Below are 17,857 nucleotides of genomic sequence, written 5' to 3' on the forward strand. Positions count from 1 at the left end.
AAACGACTGCACCTTTGCCGGTACACGACTTTTCGCCTGATGCGAAAGAAACATAGAATAAAGCGCCGGATTGATCAGCACCAGCGCTTAAAACAAGAATTTTGCATCTTTAGGGGGCCAGACGATCAATTTTCCACGCGTTATCTTCACGTTGGTATAAAAAACGATCGTGCAGACGATTTTCGCCGCCCTGCCAAAACTCCATTTGTTCAATACTTACGCGAAAGCCGCCCCAGAAACTGGGCAACGGAACTTCCCCTTGCTGAAACTTCTGCTTCAGCTCAAGGAATTTGCTTTCAAGAATGCCGCGAGCGGAGATTCGACTGGACTGTTTAGATACCCAGGCGCCAATCTGGCTGTCGCGTGGGCGACTGTGGAAATACTTCACCACCTCAAGCGTGGAAAGGCGCTCAGCCTTGCCAATCACCATCACCTGCCGTTCCAGGGTATGCCATGGGAACAACAGACTGATACGGGGGTTCTTCTCGATTTGATGCGCCTTGCGGCTACCGAGGTTGGTATAGAAAACCAGCCCTTTGTCATCATAATGTTTGAGCAACACGATGCGCTGATACGGCTGACCGTTTTCATCAACGGTCGCAACAACCATAGCAGTAGGGTCTGCCAGTTTGGCATCGCAGGCTTGCCCCAGCCAACGCTCAAACAGCGCAAGGGGCTCGGCGGGAAGATCGTGGCGGCGAAGACCGCCTTTCGTGTATTCACGGCGCAGATGCGCGATTTGCTGCAATTCGTCGTTATCAGACATGATGTTGGGCTACGGATTGTCAGTGGGTGACGCTATTGTGCGCCGCCCAGGTGAAAATCTCAACGCTTCGGGTTCTGTAACTGACAGTTATTTAGCACAATTCTGTCTCGTTTATAGACCGTTGCCTCGTCGCCTTTAGACCAGAAGACGTAGATACCATCCGTATAGCGCGCCCCCGATGCCGACATGCCCTGTTTGAGGTTCAATAGCTGATTATCATAAACAAAGTTCACTTCCTGGCGCGTATTGTTCAGCTTCACGGTAAGCGGTTTTTCATCACAGCGGTATTCAAGCGTGTCGGTTTGCATACGCTCAACAAATTGGTTGTACACGCTGCACCCGCTAAGCAGTACCGGCAGACATACTAACAACAGTTTTTTCATAGCCCTATCCTGAAGACTTTCCTGGTCCCGGAGGGTAATGGCACCCTCCCTAATATCCCTAGTTTACCGGTATGCCGCGCTGAATAATTTCAGTTAACTCTGAGTTCGCGGATTGGCAGGATAAATCGCCCCTAACACGCTCGGCTCTGACGCCCCGGTCACAGAAGGTAAATTTCCCGGTAATCCAGCCAGCGTTCGCCACGCCAGCCAGGCAAAGGCTAACGCTTCCATATCGTCGCCGCTGATCCCGGCTTCATCGGTAGAGGTGACTTCGGTACCTGACAATAATGCCGCCAGACGCATCATCAGCAGCGGATTACGGCTTCCACCGCCACATACCATGAGGCGATCACAGCCGCCGCTTAACAAGACCTGCTCTGAAATGGTGACGGCCGTCAGTTCGGCAAGCGTCGCCTGTACATCGCGTGGGCTGATTCCCGGGAACTGCGCCAGATGACGCTCTATCCAGCCGTAATTGAAATACTCACGACCAGTGCTTTTGGGCGCAGGCGTGGAAAAATAAGGGTCGTTAAGCATATTTTGCAGCAACGGCAGGACTACCGTTCCTGAAATGGCCCACTGCGCATCTTTGTCGTAAGGTTGACCGCATTGCCGCCAGATCCAGGCATCCATCAGCATATTGCCCGGCCCGGTGTCGTATCCACGAACGGGTTGTTGCGGAATAAGCAGAGACAAATTGGCAATTCCGCCGATGTTCAGCACCATCCGCCGTTCCGTAGGATGAGCCAACAGTGCCTGATGAAACGCAGGAACAAGTGGCGCGCCCTGCCCACCGAGCGCGATGTCACGCCGACGAAAATCGCCGACGACGGTTATCCCGGTACGCGCGACAATCTGGTTGTTATCACCAATTTGCAGCGTGTGCGGCGCGGCGCCGTTCGGTTCATGCCACACGGTTTGTCCGTGGCAGCCAATCGCCACGATATCCTGCGGTTTCAATTTTTCCTTCGCCAGTAGCGCATTTACCGCCTCAGCAAAAAGATAACCCAGTTGCGCATCCAGTTGACCAAACTGAGAAAGCGTAAGCTGCTGCCCCTGGCAGATATCCAGAATCGCCTGTTTTACATGACCAGGGATAGGCCAGGTCAGACTCGCCTGCTGTGCAACCATCGTTTCATCTATTGTCGCCAGCACAACATCGACGCCATCAAGGCTGGTTCCAGACATAACACCGATAAAACGGCCCGATTTCATACGTCATCCTTTTAAGCAAATTAGCCTTGACACTCAACCATAAAGTGCAGACTAATGCCATGCTTCCTGAATGATTTTTGAGAGGAAATCATGCCAACGGTCGCTTAATTACATCAATTATATGAATGATTCGTTTATACTCGGTTGATCCGATTTCGGTTAAGATTTTCACATTGTGCCAGTGGAACATGTGACCTCAGGCTCACAAATGCCATATAATTTAACCATGATGGGGCTTTATTAGCGTTTCGTGGTGACAAAGGAGATTTGTAAATGATTAAACGTGTGCTGATTGTTTCATTAATGGGCGTATCTTTAGCGGGCTGCGTGAACAATGATAGCCTTTCAGGCGACGTATATACCGCATCCGAAGCGAAACAAGTTCAGAACGTTACCTACGGTACGATTGTTCATGTTCGTCCGGTGCAAATCCAGGGTGGCGATGACGCAAACGTAATTGGCGCTATCGGTGGTGCGGTGCTCGGCGGGTTCCTGGGTAACACCGTCGGCGGCGGTACGGGTCGTTCATTAGCGACGGCTGCAGGCGCAGTTGCCGGTGGCGTTGCGGGCCAGGGCGTGCAAGGCGCGATGAATAAAACTCAGGGTGTCGAACTGGAAATCCGTAAGGATGATGGTAATACCATCATGGTGGTTCAGAAACAGGGCGCGACCAAATTCTCTGCGGGTCAGCGTGTTGTTATGGCGAACAACGGCAGCCAGGTTACCGTGTCTCCACGTTAATCGAATTTACGTGTGGTCAGGCTCTGGCCACACGTCATCTCTCGTCTCAGCCCTGAGACTGCAGTTCAATAATATTGTGTTCCAGTCTGGCGACCAGTTTTATCAGCAGATCAATTTCCTCAGCTGAAATCCCTTCCAGAATCTCTCCACGTGTCTTGTTGATAACCGCTTCCATATCTGCGATCAGTGGTTCGGCTTTCTCAGTCAGTTTAATTCTCTTTGCCCGACGATCGCTGGCGCAAGTCTGTCGTGAAATGAGTCCCTTTTCTTCCAACTGGTCAAGCGTACGTACCAGCGAAGGCTGTTCGATGCCAATCGCTTTAGCCAACTGGATCTGCGATTGATCCGGTGGCAACTGATGAATGTTGTGCAGCGTAACCCAATGCGTCTGCGTCAACTCCAGAGGTTTCAGGCGATGGTCAATCAGAGCACGCCAAATGCGCACCAACCGTGCCAGATCAGAACCTAATGGCGATTCCAATTTCATCTCCTTATAATTAGCTTGCTAAGTTATTGTACTGATTTTAGAATAGTGTGCAGCATTTGTATTCTCAAAACAAATGTATTGCCAAATTTGCTTACCGGTTGACATTTTTTCAGACATTATGTGTTACAGAGACTCATCGTCTCTTTTTTGCTAAACCTATAGCAATGCTCTCTTCCGTCAAGGATTTTGCCCGTGAAGTTTATGTTTAATGCAACAGGATTGCCCCTACAAGATTTAATGATCGGTGCATCTGTCTACTTCCCTCCCATTTTCAAGGCGTTTGTCGCAGGGTTTATTCTTTGGTTGGTTGTTCATCGCCTGCTGCGCGACTGGATTTATTCCGGTGAGATCTGGCATCCCCTGTTGATGGATCTGTCTCTCTTTACGCTTAGCGTAGGTCTGGCCTTTGTTATGCTGATTGTGTGGTGATTATGTCGCTCAAAACCATTAAATACTTCTCAACCATTATAGTCGCTGCAATCGCAGTTTTTGCCGGATGGTGGATGTGGAATTACTATATGCAATCGCCCTGGACACGTGATGGCAAAGTGCGCGCAGAACAGGTCAGCATCACACCGCAGGTTTCGGGCAGCATTAATGAACTCAATATAAAAGATAACCAGTTCGTGAATAAAGGTGATGTCCTGTTTACTATCGACAAGACGCCGTTTCACATTGCTGAACTGAATGCGCAAGCACAGCTGGCGAAAGCACAATCCGATCTGGCAAAAGCGAATAACGAAGCCAATCGCCGTCGTCACTTATCGCAAAATTATATCTCAGCCGAAGATCTGGATACCGCCAACCTCAACGTAAAAGCGATGCAGGCAAGCGTTGAAGCAGCCGAGGCCAGTTTGCGCCAGGCGCAATGGCAACTGTCGCAAACGGTCGTCAAAGCGCCCGTAGCGGGCTGGGTCACCAACCTTTCAACCCGCACCGGCGACTACGCCTCAACCGGTAAGCCGCTGTTTGCTCTTGTCGACAGCCACTCTTTTTATGTAATGGGGTATTTTGAAGAAACGAAGTTGCGTCACATACGCGAAGGCGCACCGGCGTTAATTACGCTCTACAGCGGCAACGTTAAGTTACAGGGTCACGTTTCCAGCATCGGTCGCGCAATTTATGACCAAAGTGTTGAAAGCGATTCCGGTCTGATTCCCGACATCAAACCTAACGTGCCGTGGGTACGTCTGGCGCAGCGTGTCCCTGTACGCATTGAATTTGACGCTTTGCCGCAGGATGTCACACTGGTCTCAGGCACCACCTGTAGCGTCTCCATCGGCCAGCGTAAATGAAAATGCCCCCCCTGACGCCAGGCAATTGGCCGTGGTTTAAAGCCACGCCGGCACAGTGGCGTTATGCGCTGCGTAACACCATTGCAATGTGTCTGGCGTTAACCTTCGCCGATTATCTCAATCTGGACGAGCCCTATTGGGCGATGACTTCGGCGGCGGTGGTGAGTTTCCCTACCGTCGGCGGGGTGATCAGCAAAAGCCTGGGCCGTGTAGCTGGTAGTTTACTTGGCGCGACAGCCGCACTGATTATTGCCGGCCATACCCTCAATGAACCGTGGCTTTTTCTGCTGAGCATGTCAGTCTGGATCGGCTTTTGTACCTGGGCCTGCGCGCATTTTACTAATAACGTCGCCTACGCCTTTCAACTGGCGGGTTACACGGCGGCGATCATCGCGTTTCCCATGGTCAATACCGTCGAGATCACGCAGTTATGGGATATCGCGCAGGCCCGCGTATGCGAGGTCATTGTCGGTATCTTGTGCGGGGGGATGATGATGATGATCCTACCCAGCACCTCCGATGGCACCACGTTGCTTACAGCACTGAAAAACATGCATACGCGTTTGCTGGAACATGCCAGTTTGCTCTGGCAACCGGAGACAACGGATGCCATCCGCACGGCACATGAAGGTGTTATCGGTCAGATTCTGACCATGAACCTGTTGCGTATACAGGCGTTCTGGAGTCACTACCGCTTTCGCCGCCAAAATGCCTTACTCAATTCGCTGTTGCATCAGCAGCTACGTATGACAAGCGTGATTTCCAGCCTGCGCAGAATGCTGCTGAACTGGCCTAATCCTCCCGCTAATACCCGCGATATCATTGAGCAATTACTTGGCGCGCTGGTCAAATCCAATACCGACAGCTATACCGTCGCGCGTATCATCGCCCCACTGCGGCCCGTCGATGCCCGCGATTATCGACACGTCGCCTTCTGGCAACGGCTGCGCTATTTTTGCCGCCTCTACTTACGTAGCAGCCATTACCTGCATTTGCTGGAAAATGGCGTTACCGCCGAACGTATCAATGTTGCTCGTACGCCAGGGCTTGCCCGCCATACCGATAATGCGGAAGCTATCTGGAGCGGGTTGCGCACGTTCTGCACTTTGATGCTTATCGGCGCATGGAGCATTGGCGCACAATGGGAATCAGGATCTGGCGCACTCACGCTCGCGGCCATCAGCAGCGTGTTGTATTCCGCCGTTGCCACACCCTTCAAATCACTTTCCTTGTTAATGCGCACGTTGGTTTTGTTGTCGCTGTTTAGCTTTGTGGTCAAGTTTGGTTTGATGGTACAAATTACCGACCTCTGGCAGTTCATCCTGTTTCTCTTCCCGCTCCTCGCCACCATGCAGTTGTTAAAGCTACAAATGCCTGCGCTGGCGGGGCTTTGGGGGCAGCTTATCGTGTTTATGGGATCGTTCATCGCGGTAACGAATCCCCCGGTATACGATTTTGCTGATTTTCTGAATGACAATTTGGCGAAAATCACCGGCGTGGCGCTGTCATGGCTGGCATTCGCCATTCTACGCCCCGGATCGGATGCGCGGAAAAGCCGCCGTCATATTCGCGCCCTGCGTCGGGATTTTGTCGATCAGCTCAGCCGACATCCTGCACTCAGTGAGAATGAATTTGAGTCGTTGACCTATCATCACGTCAGCCAGTTGAGTAACAGTCAGGATGCGCTGGCGAGGCGTTGGTTATTACGTTGGGGGGTTGTCTTGCTGAACTGCTCGCATGTGGTGTGGCAACTGCGTACCTGGGAGGCGCGCTCTGATCCGCTGGCTCGCGTCAGGGACGTATGTATCGCGTTGCTTCGCGACGTGATGAGTGAGCGCGGCGTCCAACAACGACCGTTGAATGCCACGCTAAGCGAGCTACAGCGTATCTGCGATACGCTCGCCCACCATCACCAACCTGCTGCGCAGGAGTTGTCGGCCCTCGTCTGGCGGCTGCATTGCTCGCTGTCACAGCTTGAACAAGCACCACCACCGGGTACGCTAAGCAGTTGATTATTTGATAACGCCACAGGCGTAGCGCGCTCCGCCACCGCCAAGCGGTTTCGGTTGATCGGACATATTATCGCCGCCCACATGAATCATCAGCGCCTTACCTTTTACCTCATCCAGGGATTTAAGCCGGGGCGCAACGACCGGTGTTGTGGCGTTACCATCGTTATTCACCACCAGCAGCGGCAGGTCACCCATGTGGCCTGCACCTTCCGGGCCTTCGTGTTTACCCGTTTGGTGAGGGTCGTAATGCCCTCCCGCTGATTCCGCCGCTGACGCCTTCCCGTCTTTAATCGCCGGTTGGCAGCTGCCGTTGGCATGCACATGGAAACCATGTTCACCCGGCGGCAACGCTTTCAAATCGGGGGTAAATTCCAGCCCCTTTCCGGTTTCAGTAATTGAGACAGTACCAATCGCCTGGCCGACGCCTTGCGACGTCACCAGATTCATCGTCACTTTTTCTTCACTGGCAGCCTGCGCACCTGCACAGGCCAGTAAGGTAATAATGGCTAAACTCAAACGCTTCATAAGACCTCCGTCTAAAAGGTGTCTGATTGATAAGTGTAAACCAGTGACACAAATTTGAACGGTGAAGCGCCAAAAACGCGATTAAGGCACGTCATAACCGAGCGCGGCTTTACGGATACGGAACCATTGTTGGCGAGACATGTTCAGCGCTTCGGACTCAATGGCGGCACGAACACGCTCGATTTTACCCGAACCAATAATCGGCAGCGGTTGCGAAGGCAGACGCAAGATCCAGGCGTACACCACCTGCTCAATAGACTGTGCGTTCAACTCTTCTGCGATCGCGGCCAGTTCATTGCGCAGCGGCTGGAAGGCATCGTCATTAAACAGACGACCGCCTCCGAGGCAGGACCAGGCCATCGGGCGGATACGCAGCTGTTGCAATTGATCTAATGTGCCATCCAGCAGGAGTGGCTGATGCACCGGTGAAATTTCAACCTGGTTGGTCGCCAGAGTAAACGGCAGACGCGATTGCAGCAGCGAGAACTGCGCAGGGGTGAAGTTAGAGACGCCAAAGTGACGCACTTTGCCGCTATGGTGCAATTTTTTAAATGCGTCGGCCACATCGTCTGCATCCATCAGTGGATCGGGACGATGAATCAGCAGCAAATCAATATGATCGGTCGCCAACAGCTTTAACGATTGTTCCGCGCTGGCAATAATATGGGCGCTGTCGGTAATGTAGTGCCCGAGCGCATTTTCCGTGCGCGCCGTCGTGGCGATCCCGCATTTGGTGACAATCTGCATTTTCTCACGTAAATGCGGAGCCAGCTTCATCGCCTCGCCAAACGCTGCTTCACACTGGTATCCGCCGTAGATATCGGCGTGATCGACGGTGGTAACGCCCAGGTCAAGATGCTCTTCAATAAAGCTGACTAACTGACGCGTGGACATATTCCAGTCCATCAGGCGCCAGTAACCCATCACAAAGCGAGAAAATTCCGGGCCTTGCGGCGCAATAGTAATACGCTGAACCATAGCAGCTTCCTTATAAATGAATGTGCATCGAGTATACGCAATTACGCTTTTAAAAGAGTGAAGGTTGTTGCGGTTCTTCCGGCGGGTTGGGTTTGTTTGCACGTAATTTACGCATCAGGCGCTGACGACAAAGACGCAGCACGTCCTGCTTTTCGGCATCGCTCATTTTTTGCCAGTTAAAACGCTCATCCCGGCTACGAAAACAGCCACGGCAAAAGCCGCGCTCGTCAGACTGACATATACCACGGCATGGGCTCTGGACGGGGAAAAATTCCAGCTGTTCGGCCACATCCCCTCCTGTAGTAAGATTGATATATCTATTGAAGACGTTAACTGAATTTCTCGCAAGCGCTATTGCATTAGACCGACTGGTCTATTATGCTTCTTTCATGAACAAAGTCACTGAACACGATACACGCGAACATCTTCTGGCGACTGGCGAGCTGCTGTGCATGCAGCGTGGCTTCACCGGCATGGGTCTGAGTGAGCTACTGAAAACCGCTGAAGTGCCTAAGGGTTCGTTTTATCACTATTTTCGCTCAAAAGAAGCGTTCGGCGTCGCGATGCTGGAACGCCACTATGCAGCTTATCATCAGCGATTGGCTACGCATTTTGATACGGGGGCGGGAAATTACCGCGACAGGATTCTGGCTTACTATCAGGAAACCCTGAATCAGTTTAGCCAGCACGGCATTATTAGCGGTTGTTTAACCGTTAAACTGTCTGCCGAAGTGTGCGATCTGTCAGAAGATATGCGTACCGCGATGGATAAAGGCGCGCGACACATTATTGCGTTGCTGGCGCAGGCGCTGGAGAAAGGTCAGGCCAATCATTGTCTGTCTTTTGTTGGCGAGCCATTACAGCAGGCGCAGGTTTTGTATGCGCTGTGGCTGGGCGCCAATCTTCAGGCCAAGATTTCTCGTAGCGCCACGCCGCTGGAAAATGCGCTGGCGCACGTTAAAACCATCATTACAACGCCTGCCGTTTAACAGGCGTTTTTATTTCTTTTATTACTAGACGACCGGTCTATTCAGGAGTACCACATGTCATCTGAAAAATTGTTTTCCCCACTGAAAGTGGGTGCCATTACGGCAGCAAACCGCGTTTTTATGGCGCCATTGACGCGTCTGCGCAGCATTGAGCCTGGCGACATCCCTACTCCGCTGATGGCCGAGTATTACCGTCAACGCGCCAGCGCGGGACTCATCATCAGTGAAGCGACGCAGATTTCCGCCCAGGCGAAAGGCTATGCCGGTGCGCCGGGACTACACAGCGAAGCGCAGATTGCCGCATGGAAGAAAATCACTGCAGCCGTACATGCTGAGCAAGGTCATATTGCTGTCCAGTTGTGGCACACCGGGCGCATCTCCCACGCCAGTCTGCAGCCAAACGGCCAGCCACCGGTAGCACCTTCCGCGATTAGCGCCGGTACCCGCACCTCACTGCGCGATGAAAACGGTCTGGCGACGCGTGCCGATACGACTATGCCGCGCGCACTCGAAACGGAAGAAATTCCGGGTATCGTTAATGATTTCCGTCAGGCAATTGCTAACGCGCGTGAAGCGGGTTTCGACATGGTAGAACTGCACTCCGCCCACGGCTACCTGCTGCACCAGTTCCTGTCGCCAACCTCTAACCAGCGTACCGATCAATACGGCGGTAGCGTCGAGAATCGTGCGCGTCTGGTGCTGGAAGTTGTCGATGCCGGTATTAAAGAATGGGGTGCCGATCGCATTGGCATTCGCGTCTCTCCGATTGGCTCTTTCCAGAACGTCGACAACGGTCCGAATGAAGAAGCCGACGCGCTGTATCTGATTGAACAACTGGGCAAGCGCGGTATCGCTTATCTGCATATGTCTGAACCGGACTGGGCTGGTGGTGAGCCGTATTCCGACGCGTTCCGCGAGAAAGTGCGTGCCCGTTTCCACGGTCCGATCATTGGCGCAGGCGCTTACACGCCTGAAAAAGCCGAAACGCTGATCGAGAAAGGTCTGATCGACGCCGTTGCTTTTGGTCGCGCTTATATCGCTAACCCGGATCTGGTGGCGCGTCTGCAACATAAAGCGGAACTGAACCCACAGCGTGCCGAAAGCTTCTACGGCGGCGGCGCGGAAGGTTACACCGATTACCCGACCCTCTAACGTCACAATCTCCGTTCTGCCATTGATAGCGGCGTAACAACGCCGCTATACTAAAACAACATTTTGAATGTATTAGCCATTTTCGAAGGGGAAAAAGATGCGTTTACTTCATACCATGCTGCGCGTGGGTGACCTGCAGCGTTCCATCGAGTTTTATACCAACGTGCTGGGCATGAAGCTGCTGCGTACCAGCGAAAACCCTGAATACAAGTACTCTCTGGCCTTTGTTGGCTACGGTCCTGAAACCAGTGAAGCCGTGATCGAACTGACCTATAACTGGGGCGTTGACAACTATGAGCTGGGCACAGCCTACGGTCATATCGCCCTGAGCGTAGACAACGCGGCTGAAGCCTGCGAACGTATTCGTCAGAACGGTGGTAACGTGACGCGTGAAGCTGGCCCGGTAAAAGGCGGCACAACCGTGATCGCGTTTGTTGAAGATCCGGACGGCTACAAAATTGAATTAATTGAAGAGAAAGACGCCGGGCGCGGCCTGGGCGACTAACCTCCCCCTCGGGCGCAGATCGTCTGTGCCCGTAGTTTTATCATCATCATTTTGCCATAATACGCGCTGCAATTTTCCCGTATTAAGAGACCCAGATGTCCGATAACGCTCAACTTTCCGGTCTGTGTGACCGTTTTCGTGGTTTTTACCCTGTCGTCATTGATGTCGAAACCGCAGGGTTTAATGCCAAAACCGATGCGCTGCTTGAGATCGCAGCCATCACATTGAAAATGGATGAACAAGGCTGGCTGATGCCGGACACGACGTTACATTTCCACGTAGAGCCGTTTGAAGGGGCAAATTTGCAGCCTGAAGCGCTCGCCTTTAACGGTATTGACCCTAACAATCCTTTACGTGGCGCGGTCAGCGAATACGACGCTCTACATGCCATCTTTAAAATGGTACGTAAAGGCATTAAAGACAGCGGCTGCAATCGGGCAATTATGGTGGCGCATAACGCCACATTCGACCACAGTTTTATGATGGCCGCTGCAGAACGCGCCTCACTGAAACGTAACCCGTTTCACCCGTTCGTTACCTTTGATACTGCGGCATTAAGCGGTCTGTCGCTGGGGCAAACTGTGTTATCAAAAGCATGCCTGGCGGCAGGAATGGAATTTGATGGCACTCAGGCGCACTCGGCGCTGTATGATACCGAACGTACGGCCGTGCTGTTTTGTGAAATCGTTAACCGCTGGAAACGCCTCGGCGGCTGGCCTCTCCCCGTACCGGAAGACGCATAACGGACCGATAAAAAAAGCGACCCTCACAGGTCGCTTTTTTATTTCAGCTGATATTACTCAGCGTCCGGCTCTTCGGTTTTGTATTTCGCCGCTGTTTCTTTAATCAGCTGCTGCAACTCACCGCGCTGGTACATTTCAATGAGAATGTCACAACCGCCAACCAGCTCGCCATCAACCCACAGCTGTGGGAAGGTCGGCCAGTTTGCGTATTTCGGCAGCTCGGCGCGAATATCCGGGTTCTGCAGAATATCAACATAAGCAAAGCGTTCACCACAGGCGGACAGCGCCTGTACGGCCTGAGCGGAGAAACCGCAGCTTGGCAGTTTAGGGGAACCCTTCATGTACAGGAGAATTGGGTTTTCAGCGATCTGGCGCTGGATTTTTTCGATAGTGGTGCTCATTATCTTGCTTCCTTAAACTTCTTTTACGGCAGTAGTCTGACATTGTAGCGGGTCAGGCAGGCAACGGAAAATAACATTTTCATTACGCGTTATTATTTTATCGCCTGCCGTTAAAAGTTGCATTCTTAATCTTACTTACCCGCTCGAAGTGTATGGTTTTGATTATTTATTCACCGGCCACACTTTGATTTGCTGTTTTTTTTTGCGGTCGGTAACGAAACGCCGCGTTAAACAAAAAAAGCTATTAACTTTCCCCGTTTCGATAGATTAGAATCTTCAAGTTTTGAAAATCACACGCAGGTATGATAGACCTGCCTTAACAGAGGACTGCTCAGTGGCGCGGATAAACCGAATCTCGATCACGCTCTGTGCTTTACTTTTTACTACACTGCCTTTTACGCCTATGGCGCATGCTTCCAAGCAGGCCAGGACGACACCTACCAGTTCCCACACCGTCAAAACGGTAGATAAAAAGAAAAGCGCAACAACCAGCCAAAAAACAGCCAGGACCAACAAGAAATCGGCGACAAAAACCACCAGCAAAACCAGTAGCAAAACAGCCTCCTCTTCTAAAAAACGCACAGCCACTCCGGCAAAATCGACTAAAACGGTAAACCGTCGCAGCAAAAATGCCGCAGCACAAACCGCTGCCGTTACCTGGACTGAAAAATGTACGCCGCGCAAAGGTCATAAACCGCGCTGTGTGAAAGTGAAAACCGCCGCACCGACAACGCTTGCTGAGGCGCATAAAGTTAAAGTGCAGAAAGCGACGAAAACCGCTATGTCCACCCTGATGAACCAAATCGGCAAACCTTACCGTTGGGGCGGCTCTTCGCCAAGAACCGGCTTTGATTGCAGCGGTCTGGTCTATTACGCCTATAAAGATCTGGTTAAATTCCGCATTCCGCGTACGGCGAATGAAATGTACCACCTGCGTGACGCCGCACCGATTGAACGTGGCGAGCTGAAAAACGGTGACCTGGTCTTTTTCCGCACGCAAGGTCGCGGCACAGCCGATCACGTCGGTGTTTACGTGGGTAACGGTAAATTTATTCAGTCACCGCGCAGCGGTCAGGAAATTCAAATCACTTCTCTGAGCGAAGATTACTGGCAGCGCCACTATGTCGGCGCGCGTCGGGTAATGACACCGAAAACAATTCGCTAAAAACTTACCCTACAGAACATGCTGTAGGGTAAGTTCTTCTTTTGCATAACCTTTCAATTTGCTACCCTATCCTTACTCACAATGAGGCTATTGTGTGTACTCAATATAAATAATAAGGAGAGAAGCAATGTCGTTTGAATTACCTGCATTACCGTATGCCAAAGATGCTCTGGCACCGCACATTTCTGCCGAAACGCTGGAATACCACTATGGCAAACACCATCAAACCTACGTGACCAACCTGAACAACCTGATCAAAGGCACGGCGTTTGAAGGTAAATCACTGGAAGAGATCGTTCGTAGCTCTGAAGGCGGTGTATTCAATAATGCTGCACAGGTATGGAACCACACGTTCTACTGGAACTGCCTGGCGCCGAACGCAGGTGGCGAGCCGACCGGTAAACTGGCCGATGCAATTGCCGCCTCCTTTGGCAGCTTTGCGGATTTCAAAGCGCAATTCACCGATGCCGCTATCAAAAACTTCGGTTCTGGCTGGACCTGGCTGGTTAAAGGAACGGATGGCAAACTGGCTATCGTTTCTACTTCCAACGCAGGTACTCCGCTGACGACCGACGCGACGCCGCTGATGACCGTTGACGTATGGGAACACGCCTACTACATCGATTATCGCAATGCCCGTCCTGGCTACCTGGAGCACTTCTGGGCGCTGGTGAACTGGGAATTTGTTGCGAAGAACTTCGCAGCATAAAATGATAACGCAGAAGGGACTCCCTTCTGCGTTTTAGCCTTAGCTGGAGGCAGTGCAGACTTCTTCAGATTGCCTTCTTGCCGAGATAAAGACCAGCAGTAACGCAAGCCCTGCCACAATCGCTCCCATCACGGGTACAAAACTGTAGCCCAGACCACCGGAAATCACCGCCCCACCGGCTGCCGCACCTAACGCATTTCCCAGGTTAAACGCGCCAATGTTGACTGACGATGATAACCCTGGCGCTTCGCTGGCAACGCGCATCACCCGCATCTGCAACGGCGGAACCACCGCAAACGTCGCCGCGCCCCAGACGACCATACTGACCGCCGCCCCCAGCTCATTACGCGCGAGGAAGGGAATGGCCAGCATAATAACCATCAACAACAGCAAAAAGCCTTTAAGCGTACCGTTGACAGAACGATCCGCCAGTTTGCCGCCAAGATAGTTTCCGATCGAGAATCCGACGCCAATTAATACCAGCATTCCGGTCACAAATGCCGGTGTGGCATGGGTAATGCTGTGCAGCACCGGCGAAATGTAAGTATAAAGCGTGAACATCGCGCCTGCGCCCAGCACAGTGGTCAGCAGAGCCGACAGCACCTGTGGGCGCATAAGTACCGCCAGTTCGCTGCGGACATCGGGGCGCGCTCCTGACCCACCTTTCGGTAATGAGAAGAACAGGCTGACCATAGCGATGACGCCCAGACCCGCCGTCGCCATAAACGACATCCGCCAGCCGATTGTCTCACCAAGCCACGTCGCCGCGGGAACACCGCCAATATTGGCAATCGTTAACCCCATAAACATGGTTGCCACGGCGCTGGCTTGCTTATGTTTAGGTACCACGCTTGCGGCGACAACAGAGCCGAGACCAAAAAAGGCTCCGTGATTAAGACTGGTCAAAATACGTGACAGCATCAGCGTGGTGTAATCCGGCGAGATAGCGGAAAGCACGTTGCCCAGCGTGAAAATAGCCATCAGGAATATCAGCGCATTACGTCGCGCGCGATGGGACAGCAGCAGTGTCATCAGCGGAGCTCCCACCATCACGCCAACCGCATACGCGCTAATCAGCATCCCGGCCGCGGGAATCGAGACATCCACCCCTTTGGCAATCACGGGCAATAATCCCATTGGCGAAAATTCGGTGGTGCCAATGCCAAACGCGCCAATCGCCAGCGCCAGTAAGGGATAATTGATTTTCATATATCGACTCCGTAACGTCGAGCCGTGGCGCGACATAAAATAAGAGTCAAAAGCATGACATTGATCGCAAAATTAATAAAGTTAACAAAATTGCAAAAGACTTTTGCTTATTCGCAAACAATAGAGGGGGAATAGATGCGGAAAGGATGAGGGAGAGCTAACTCCCTCGGGGAAATCAATGCAGTGCTGCGGTCAGGCCACCCGCGACGATCAAACCCAGAACAATAATGGTAGTCACTAACGAAAATTTCAGATCGGTGCTCATCAAGTTTTCTCCTTTTTATTCCCACACAAAAAGTGATATTGCGCATTTTTACACACTTGAAAGCAAAAATCTCTCACGATTTATATTGATAACTGCTTTTAACTCTTCCCCTTTTCGTTAAGATCAGACAAAATTCCACGCTTACTTGATTAGCGTACCGGCCATTGACCCCTTCCTGACGTTCCGTGTCGTTTTCCCGGCGTGCCGCAACCCCTACGTTGCGTTAAGGGTGTGTGAAGGCAAACGTTTACCTGGAGTATTCTCAGGAGCTTAGGATATGGTCTGGAGTGAGATGTAATGGCAACAATTAAAGATGTAGCGAAGCGAGCAAACGTTTCCACTACAACCGTATCACACGTAATTAACAAGACGCGCTTTGTCGCGGAAGAAACGCGTAATGCGGTTTGGGCTGCGATTAAAGAGCTGCACTATTCTCCAAGCGCAGTTGCGCGCAGCCTGAAGGTGAATCACACCAAGTCTATCGGCTTGCTGGCGACCAGCAGCGAAGCGGCCTATTTCGCCGAAATTATCGAAGCCGTTGAGAAAAACTGTTTCCAGAAAGGCTATACCCTGATTCTGGGCAACGCATGGAACAGTCTTGAAAAGCAGCAGGCCTATCTGTCGATGATGGCGCAAAAGCGCGTTGATGGTCTGTTAGTGATGTGTTCTGAGTATCCGGAATCGCTGCTTTCGATGCTCGAAGAGTATCGCCATATTCCGATGGTTGTCATGGACTGGGGAGAAGCTAAGGCTGATTTTACCGATACGGTCATTGATAACGCTTTCGAGGGCGGTTACATGGCGGGTCGGTATCTGATAGAACGCGGCCATCGCGAGATTGGCGCGATCCCGGGCCCGATGGAGCGGAATACCGGGGCCGGTCGTCTGGCTGGCTTTATGAAAGCGATGGAAGAAGCGCTGATTAAGGTTCCCGAAAACTGGATTGTACAGGGCGATTTTGAACCTGAATCCGGTTATCGCGCCATGCAGCAAATTCTTTCACAGTCGCATCGTCCGACCGCCGTCTTCTGCGGTGGCGATATCATGGCGATGGGCGCGCTGTGCGCCGCTGATGAGATGGGACTGCGCGTACCGCAGGATGTCTCGCTCATCGGTTATGATAACGTGCGCAACGCCCGCTTCTTCACGCCAGCGCTGACCACCATTCACCAGCCTAAGGATTCACTGGGTGAAACGGCCTTTAATATGCTGTTAGACCGCATCGTGAATAAACGCGAAGAGTCGCAGTCTATCGAGGTTCATCCGCGCCTGGTAGAACGCCGCTCCGTTGCTGACGGTCCATTCCGCGATTATCGTCGTTAAGCCTGTTGTGCGGGGGCCTCATCTGGCTCCCGCAACCATTCTTTATTCAGCGTTTCGCTATCGCCTAAATAGTCCAGCAACCAGCTCAGTGCTGGCGAGGTATCGTTCTGTTGCCATGTCAGACAACACGCGGCATCAGGAAAGGGATTCTCCAACTGCAGCGACACCCATTTACCGCTATCAATCCACGGCTTGGCAAAATGTGTTGGTACCATGCCTACACACAATCCCGCAGATAAACAGGTTGCGGAAGATTCCCAGTCAGGCACCACAACGCGCTTTTGGTTGTCCAGTAACCAGGTTATACGCTTCGGCAATGTACGCGAGGTATCTTCGCGCACCAGTGACGGCCAGTTGCGCAACGTATCATCGCTTAGCGGCCCCGACATTGACGCCAGCGGATGATGGCTGGCCACCACGCAGCTCCAGCTCAGCATGCCCATGTCGCGGAAGGTATAGCGCCCCCCTACCGGAATGGCCTGTGTGGCGCCAATAGCCAGCTCCACACGCCCATCGGAAAGCGCATCCCAGACACCATTAAAGACTTCCTGAAAAACCAGCAGTTCCACATCATCAAAGTGGCGATAGAAATCCACAATCATCTGTCGGGTACGTTCGGGACGGACAATGTTATCTACCGCGATTGCCAGTTGTCCTCGCCAGCCGTTGGCGATTTGTTGACATTGCTGGCGTGTGATCTGCATTTTTTTGATAACAGAGCGCCCTTCTTTTAAAAACCACGCGCCGGCAGGCGTTAATTCCACATCGCGATGGCGTCGCTCAAAAAGCGGTACAGCCAGCCACTCCTCCAGTTGGCGCACGGTGTAGCTTACCGCCGAAGGTACGCGGTGTAACTCCTGCGCGGCTGAACTGAAACTGCCGTTGCGCGCGACCGCATCAACCACTTCAAGTGAATATTCCGACCACATATTCTGCCTACAAAAAATTTGAAATCAGTAAGCAAATATTAGCGTTTCACAGCGTGAATTACACT

General features: G+C 52.1%; 21 protein-coding genes and 1 pseudogene. 11 read left to right on the forward strand and 11 right to left on the reverse strand.

Annotated elements, in window-relative coordinates; genetic code table 11:
• Positions 1–109: 109 nt before the first annotated feature.
• From pdxH to anmK, 3 genes are all read right to left on the reverse strand, one after another.
• The gene (gene pdxH / locus ICA20_RS13485; RefSeq protein WP_038640396.1) at positions 110–766 is read right to left on the reverse strand and encodes a pyridoxamine 5'-phosphate oxidase; all 657 of its coding nucleotides are present in this window, start codon (positions 764–766) and stop codon (positions 110–112) included.
• Between the two features lie 59 nt (positions 767–825).
• The gene (gene mliC / locus ICA20_RS13490) at positions 826–1,149 is read right to left on the reverse strand and encodes a C-type lysozyme inhibitor (protein ID WP_038640393.1); all 324 of its coding nucleotides are present in this window, start codon (positions 1,147–1,149) and stop codon (positions 826–828) included.
• Between the two features lie 93 nt (positions 1,150–1,242).
• Positions 1,243–2,364: an anhydro-N-acetylmuramic acid kinase gene (gene anmK, locus ICA20_RS13495; protein ID WP_038640391.1), complete on the reverse strand. Its 1,122-nt coding sequence runs from the start codon at positions 2,362–2,364 to the stop codon at positions 1,243–1,245.
• A 273-nt stretch (positions 2,365–2,637) separates the two neighbouring features.
• Between anmK and slyB the strand changes: the two genes are divergently transcribed.
• The gene (gene slyB / locus ICA20_RS13500; RefSeq protein WP_003029175.1) at positions 2,638–3,105 is read left to right on the forward strand and encodes an outer membrane lipoprotein SlyB; all 468 of its coding nucleotides are present in this window, start codon (positions 2,638–2,640) and stop codon (positions 3,103–3,105) included.
• A gap of 46 nt (positions 3,106–3,151) precedes the next feature.
• On the opposite strand, the gene slyA is transcribed toward slyB, so the two are convergent.
• Complete coding sequence (gene slyA / locus ICA20_RS13505; protein ID WP_019076732.1) at positions 3,152–3,592, reverse strand: transcriptional regulator SlyA; 441 nt, start codon at positions 3,590–3,592, stop codon at positions 3,152–3,154.
• Positions 3,593–3,784: 192 nt separating this feature from the next.
• Here slyA and ICA20_RS13510 point away from each other — a divergent pair, with 192 nt between their 5' ends.
• From ICA20_RS13510 to ICA20_RS13520, 3 genes and pseudogenes are all read left to right on the forward strand, one after another.
• Entirely contained in the window at positions 3,785–4,021 is a 237-nt protein-coding gene (locus tag ICA20_RS13510; protein ID WP_038640388.1) for a DUF1656 domain-containing protein, read from the forward strand.
• A gap of 2 nt (positions 4,022–4,023) precedes the next feature.
• Positions 4,024–4,887, forward strand: a complete 864-nt coding sequence (locus ICA20_RS13515; protein WP_038640386.1) for an HlyD family secretion protein — start codon at positions 4,024–4,026, stop codon at positions 4,885–4,887.
• Positions 4,884–6,924 (forward strand): annotated as a pseudogene (locus tag ICA20_RS13520) (FUSC family protein). The gene ICA20_RS13515 and the pseudogene ICA20_RS13520 overlap by 4 nt, the downstream one beginning before the upstream one ends.
• On the opposite strand, the gene sodC reads toward ICA20_RS13520, so the two are convergent.
• From sodC to ICA20_RS13535, 3 genes are all read right to left on the reverse strand, one after another.
• Positions 6,900–7,424, reverse strand: a complete 525-nt coding sequence (gene sodC / locus ICA20_RS13525) for a superoxide dismutase [Cu-Zn] SodC (RefSeq protein WP_038640384.1) — start codon at positions 7,422–7,424, stop codon at positions 6,900–6,902. The pseudogene ICA20_RS13520 and the gene sodC sit on opposite strands and share 25 nt — an antisense overlap.
• 81 nt (positions 7,425–7,505) lie before the next feature.
• Positions 7,506–8,402, reverse strand: coding sequence for an aldo/keto reductase family oxidoreductase (locus ICA20_RS13530; RefSeq protein ID WP_038640383.1), 897 nt, complete (start codon positions 8,400–8,402; stop codon positions 7,506–7,508).
• 49 nt (positions 8,403–8,451) lie between these two features.
• A complete protein-coding gene (locus ICA20_RS13535; RefSeq protein ID WP_038640381.1) occupies positions 8,452–8,691 on the reverse strand; it encodes a DUF1289 domain-containing protein in 240 nt (79 codons plus the stop codon).
• 100 nt (positions 8,692–8,791) lie between these two features.
• Between ICA20_RS13535 and ICA20_RS13540 the strand changes: the two genes are divergently transcribed.
• The 4 genes from ICA20_RS13540 (at position 8,792) to rnt (ending at position 11,791) form a co-directional block, all read left to right on the forward strand.
• Entirely contained in the window at positions 8,792–9,391 is a 600-nt protein-coding gene (locus tag ICA20_RS13540) for a TetR/AcrR family transcriptional regulator (RefSeq protein WP_038640379.1), read from the forward strand.
• A 54-nt stretch (positions 9,392–9,445) separates the two neighbouring features.
• Positions 9,446–10,543, forward strand: coding sequence for an alkene reductase (locus ICA20_RS13545; protein WP_038640378.1), 1,098 nt, complete (start codon positions 9,446–9,448; stop codon positions 10,541–10,543).
• A gap of 97 nt (positions 10,544–10,640) precedes the next feature.
• Entirely contained in the window at positions 10,641–11,048 is a 408-nt protein-coding gene (gene gloA / locus ICA20_RS13550; protein WP_038640376.1) for a lactoylglutathione lyase, read from the forward strand.
• A 95-nt stretch (positions 11,049–11,143) separates the two neighbouring features.
• A complete protein-coding gene (rnt, locus tag ICA20_RS13555) occupies positions 11,144–11,791 on the forward strand; it encodes a ribonuclease T (protein WP_038640374.1) in 648 nt (215 codons plus the stop codon).
• A 53-nt stretch (positions 11,792–11,844) separates the two neighbouring features.
• On the opposite strand, the gene grxD is transcribed toward rnt, so the two are convergent.
• Positions 11,845–12,192 carry a monothiol glutaredoxin 4 gene (gene grxD / locus ICA20_RS13560; protein ID WP_003832760.1) on the reverse strand — a complete coding sequence of 116 codons (348 nt, stop codon included), beginning with the start codon at positions 12,190–12,192 and terminating at the stop codon, positions 11,845–11,847.
• Between the two features lie 334 nt (positions 12,193–12,526).
• On the opposite strand from grxD, the gene ICA20_RS13565 reads away from it, so the two are divergent.
• Complete coding sequence (locus ICA20_RS13565; RefSeq protein WP_038640372.1) at positions 12,527–13,357, forward strand: C40 family peptidase; 831 nt, start codon at positions 12,527–12,529, stop codon at positions 13,355–13,357.
• A 127-nt stretch (positions 13,358–13,484) separates the two neighbouring features.
• A complete protein-coding gene (sodB, locus tag ICA20_RS13570) occupies positions 13,485–14,066 on the forward strand; it encodes a superoxide dismutase [Fe] (RefSeq protein ID WP_003029205.1) in 582 nt (193 codons plus the stop codon).
• A gap of 39 nt (positions 14,067–14,105) precedes the next feature.
• Here the strand turns inward: sodB and ICA20_RS13575 are convergent, their stop codons facing one another.
• On the reverse strand, positions 14,106–15,275 hold the full coding sequence (locus ICA20_RS13575) for an MFS transporter (protein WP_038640370.1): 1,170 nt from the start codon (positions 15,273–15,275) through the stop codon (positions 14,106–14,108).
• A gap of 175 nt (positions 15,276–15,450) precedes the next feature.
• Positions 15,451–15,540 carry a cytochrome bd-I accessory subunit CydH gene (gene cydH, locus ICA20_RS13580; RefSeq protein ID WP_003029209.1) on the reverse strand — a complete coding sequence of 30 codons (90 nt, stop codon included), beginning with the start codon at positions 15,538–15,540 and terminating at the stop codon, positions 15,451–15,453.
• Between the two features lie 297 nt (positions 15,541–15,837).
• On the opposite strand from cydH, the gene purR reads away from it, so the two are divergent.
• The gene (purR, locus tag ICA20_RS13585) at positions 15,838–16,863 is read left to right on the forward strand and encodes an HTH-type transcriptional repressor PurR (protein ID WP_038640368.1); all 1,026 of its coding nucleotides are present in this window, start codon (positions 15,838–15,840) and stop codon (positions 16,861–16,863) included.
• Here the strand turns inward: purR and punR are convergent.
• Positions 16,860–17,792, reverse strand: a complete 933-nt coding sequence (gene punR / locus ICA20_RS13590) for a DNA-binding transcriptional activator PunR (RefSeq protein ID WP_038640367.1) — start codon at positions 17,790–17,792, stop codon at positions 16,860–16,862. The two genes, purR and punR, sit on opposite strands and share 4 nt — an antisense overlap.
• Between the last annotated feature and the right edge of the window lie 65 nt (positions 17,793–17,857).

Source organism: Citrobacter sp. C5_2, assembly GCF_014596845.2.
Taxonomy (GTDB): Bacteria; Pseudomonadota; Gammaproteobacteria; order Enterobacterales; family Enterobacteriaceae; genus Citrobacter; species Citrobacter werkmanii.

Coding starts and splice junctions, on each gene's coding strand:
- rnt (WP_038640374.1), top strand. CDS start 11,144: ATGTCCGATAACGCTCAACTTTCCGGTCTGTGTGACCGTTTTCGTGGT.
- ICA20_RS13515 (WP_038640386.1), top strand. CDS start 4,024: ATGTCGCTCAAAACCATTAAATACTTCTCAACCATTATAGTCGCTGCA.
- gloA (WP_038640376.1), top strand. CDS start 10,641: ATGCGTTTACTTCATACCATGCTGCGCGTGGGTGACCTGCAGCGTTCC.
- mliC (WP_038640393.1), bottom strand. CDS start 1,149: ATGAAAAAACTGTTGTTAGTATGTCTGCCGGTACTGCTTAGCGGGTGC.
- purR (WP_038640368.1), top strand. CDS start 15,838: ATGGCAACAATTAAAGATGTAGCGAAGCGAGCAAACGTTTCCACTACA.
- slyB (WP_003029175.1), top strand. CDS start 2,638: ATGATTAAACGTGTGCTGATTGTTTCATTAATGGGCGTATCTTTAGCG.
- cydH (WP_003029209.1), bottom strand. CDS start 15,540: ATGAGCACCGATCTGAAATTTTCGTTAGTGACTACCATTATTGTTCTG.
- anmK (WP_038640391.1), bottom strand. CDS start 2,364: ATGAAATCGGGCCGTTTTATCGGTGTTATGTCTGGAACCAGCCTTGAT.
- grxD (WP_003832760.1), bottom strand. CDS start 12,192: ATGAGCACCACTATCGAAAAAATCCAGCGCCAGATCGCTGAAAACCCA.
- pdxH (WP_038640396.1), bottom strand. CDS start 766: ATGTCTGATAACGACGAATTGCAGCAAATCGCGCATCTGCGCCGTGAA.
- ICA20_RS13540 (WP_038640379.1), top strand. CDS start 8,792: ATGAACAAAGTCACTGAACACGATACACGCGAACATCTTCTGGCGACT.
- punR (WP_038640367.1), bottom strand. CDS start 17,792: ATGTGGTCGGAATATTCACTTGAAGTGGTTGATGCGGTCGCGCGCAAC.
- ICA20_RS13530 (WP_038640383.1), bottom strand. CDS start 8,402: ATGGTTCAGCGTATTACTATTGCGCCGCAAGGCCCGGAATTTTCTCGC.
- ICA20_RS13575 (WP_038640370.1), bottom strand. CDS start 15,275: ATGAAAATCAATTATCCCTTACTGGCGCTGGCGATTGGCGCGTTTGGC.
- sodC (WP_038640384.1), bottom strand. CDS start 7,424: ATGAAGCGTTTGAGTTTAGCCATTATTACCTTACTGGCCTGTGCAGGT.
- ICA20_RS13545 (WP_038640378.1), top strand. CDS start 9,446: ATGTCATCTGAAAAATTGTTTTCCCCACTGAAAGTGGGTGCCATTACG.
- sodB (WP_003029205.1), top strand. CDS start 13,485: ATGTCGTTTGAATTACCTGCATTACCGTATGCCAAAGATGCTCTGGCA.
- slyA (WP_019076732.1), bottom strand. CDS start 3,592: ATGAAATTGGAATCGCCATTAGGTTCTGATCTGGCACGGTTGGTGCGC.